Below are 2975 nucleotides of genomic sequence, written 5' to 3' on the forward strand. Positions count from 1 at the left end.
TCCAGCAGATTCCAGTCGGTGTGTGGTTCGAGCGCTTGGGCGCACTCATCTATGGCACGGGCGAACGCGGGCGATTCGGCGAGGAGTTGGACACCCATCCCGGCCCATTGTGAGCCTTGGCCGGGGAACACGAACACGATCCCGTTGGTGGTGGGCAGGGTGTCGGGCCCGGTGACCAGCGACGGATGCGGTCGCCCGTCTGCTAGTGCTTGAAGAGCTGTTGCGGTCTCGTCGCGGTCGTCTCGTCCGGTGACGATGACAGCGCGATGGTCGAACAGGGCGCGCTTGGTGAGGGGTTCGGCGAGGTCGGCCGGGGTGAGGCCAGGATTCTCGGCGAAGTGGTCGTTGAGGCGTTCGGCGGCGTCGCGGAGCGCATCCGGGTCCTTCGCCGAGAGCGGGAGTGCGACGGCCGGTGCCGGGTCCTCTTCAGCGGGAGTGGCTTCGGTGACGTCGTCGGGTGGGGCTTCGAGGATGAGGTGTGCGTTGGTGCCGCTGATCCCGAAGGACGACACCGCCGCCCGCCGGGCCTGGTCGGTCTCCGGCCAGGGAATGCTCTCGGCGAGCGGAACCACGTGCCCCGTGGTCCAGTCGACGTGGTTCGAGGGTTCGTCGATGTGCAGGGACGCGGGGAGCGTTCCGTGCCGCATGGCCTGGACCATCTTGATGACGCTCGCGACTCCGGCCGCCGCCTGCGTGTGCCCGATGTTGGACTTGATGGAGCCGATGTAGATGGGCTGTTCGGCGGTGTGGTGTTGCCCGTAGGTGTTGAGAATGGCTTGGGCCTCGATGGGGTCGCCCAGGGTGGTGCCGGTGCCGTGCGCTTCGACCGCGTCGATCTGGTCGGCGGTGAGTCCGGCGTTGGCGAGGGCCTGCTGGATGACGCGTTCCTGCGACGGCCCGTTGGGTGCGGAGAGTCCGTTGCTGGCGCCGTCCTGGTTGATCGCTGAGCCCTTGACGATGGCGAGGATGTGGTGGCCGTTGCGTTGGGCGTCGGAGAGTCGTTCGAGTAGGACGAGTCCGACGCCTTCGGAGAAGCCGGTCCCGTCGGCGGCGGCGGCGAACGGCTTGCAGCGTCCGTCCGCCGCGAGCCCGCGCTGTCGGCTGAATTCCAGGAATGGTGTCGGAGCCGCCATTACCGTCACGCCTCCGGCAAGGGCCATGTCGCATTCGCCGGAGCGGAGTGCCTGGGCGGCCAGGTGCATGGCGACGAGTGACGACGAGCACGCGGTATCGACCGTGATGGCCGGTCCATCGAACCCGAAGGTGTAGGAGATGCGTCCGGACGCGACGCTGTTGCTGATGCCCGTCGACAGGTAGCCCGAGACTTCCTCTGGGGCCTCGTAAAGCAGATGCGCCCCGTAATTGCTGGCCAGAACCCCTGTGTAGACGCCGATGGTGTGGTTGGTGAGGTGGGTGGGGTTGAGGTGGGCGTTTTCGAGGGTTTCCCAGGTGGTTTCGAGGAGGAGTCGTTGTTGGGGGTCCATGGCGAGGGCTTCGCGGGGGCTGATGTTGAAGAAGGCGGGGTCGAAGTTGGCGGCGTTGAGGAAGCCTCCGTGGTTGGTGTAGGTGGTGTGGGGGGTGGTGGGGTCGGGGTTGTAGAGGTGGGGGTGCCAGCCTCGGTCGGTGGGGAACGGGGCGATGGCGTCTTTCTGGTTGTGGACGAGTTGCCACAGGTCGTGGGGGTTGTGGACGTCGCCGGGGTAGCGGCAGGCCATGCCCACGATCGCGATCGGCTCATCCGACGTCGCCGTACCGCGCTTGACCGTGACGGTCGGGGCGGAGGCCGTGACAATCTTCGACTGGAGGTGCCCGGCCAGTGCGGTGGGGCTGGGGTGGTCGAAGATCAGCGTGGGCGGCAGGCGGAGACTGGTCGCGTTGGCCAGCCGGTTGCGTAGTTCGACGGCCGTGAGGGAGTCGAATCCGAGCTCCTTGAACGGACGGTCGGGAACGATCGCGTCCGTCGCCGAATGGCCGAGTACCACGGACGCCTGGGTCTGAACGACACCGAGCAGGTGCTCCAACTGCTGCTCGGAAGACAGCTCGGCCAATTCCCGCGCGAGACCGGTGAGCGCCTTCGACGCCGACGTGCCGGTCGCGGCCGTGCGGCGTGTTTGTGGGGCGAGGGCGCGGAGGAGGGGTGAGGGGTGGTGTGCGGTGGTGGATGCGGTGATCGGCGTGGCGACGAGGTGGGGCTGGTTGAGTTGGAGCGCGGTGTCGAGGAGTGCGAGGCCGTGTTCGTCGGTGAGCGGGTGGATTCCCGAGCGCTTCATGCGCGCCAAGTCCGCTGCGGTGAGTGCGCTGGTCATGGCGCTGGTGTGTTCCCAGAGGCCCCAGGCGATGGAGGTTCCGGGCAGGCCTTGGCGGTGGCGGTGTGCGGCTAGGGCGTCGAGGTAGGTGTTGGCGGCGGCGTAGTTGGCCTGGCCCGGGTTGCCGAGCGTGCCCGCGGCGGAGGAGAAGAGCACGAACGCGTCCAGCTCCAGGTCGCGGGTTTGCTGGTGCAGGTTCCAGGCGGCATCGACCTTGGGCCGGAACACGGCGGCCAGGCTTTCGGGTGTCTGGCTTTCCAGTGGCGCGTCGTCCAGGATTCCGGCGGCGTGGACGACGGTCTTGAGTGGACGGTCGTCAGGGATGGTGGCGAGGAGTTCGGCCAGTGCGTCGGGGTCGGCGGCGTCGCAGGCCGCGATCGTGACCTGCGCTCCCAGGTTTTCCAGGCGTTGTGTGAGTTCGGCTGCGCCTGGGGCGTCGAGTCCGCGTCTGCTGGTGAGGAGCAGATGAGTCGCACCGTGCTCGGTGATCAGACGTTCGGCGACCAATGCGCCGAGGGTTCCGGTGCCGCCGGTGATGAGGGTGGTGCTCTTGGTGGTGTTAAGGGGTTGGGGGATTGTGAGGGTGAATTTTCCGGTGCGGCGTGCTTGGGAGAAGGTGCGGATGGCGTGGTGAGTGTGGGTGATCGGGTGATTGGTGGTGGGGAGGGG

At 67.4% G+C, this 2975-nt stretch carries 1 protein-coding gene; it reads right to left on the minus strand.

Features of this window, described 5'->3' with window-relative positions; all coding sequences use genetic code 11:
* On the minus strand, positions 1-2975 hold a 2975-nt coding region (locus ABD808_RS38325), incomplete at both ends, for a type I polyketide synthase (protein ID WP_344908465.1).

It is taken from the genome of Actinomadura meridiana (assembly GCF_039537545.1).
Classification (GTDB): Bacteria; Actinomycetota; Actinomycetes; order Streptosporangiales; family Streptosporangiaceae; genus Spirillospora; species Spirillospora meridiana.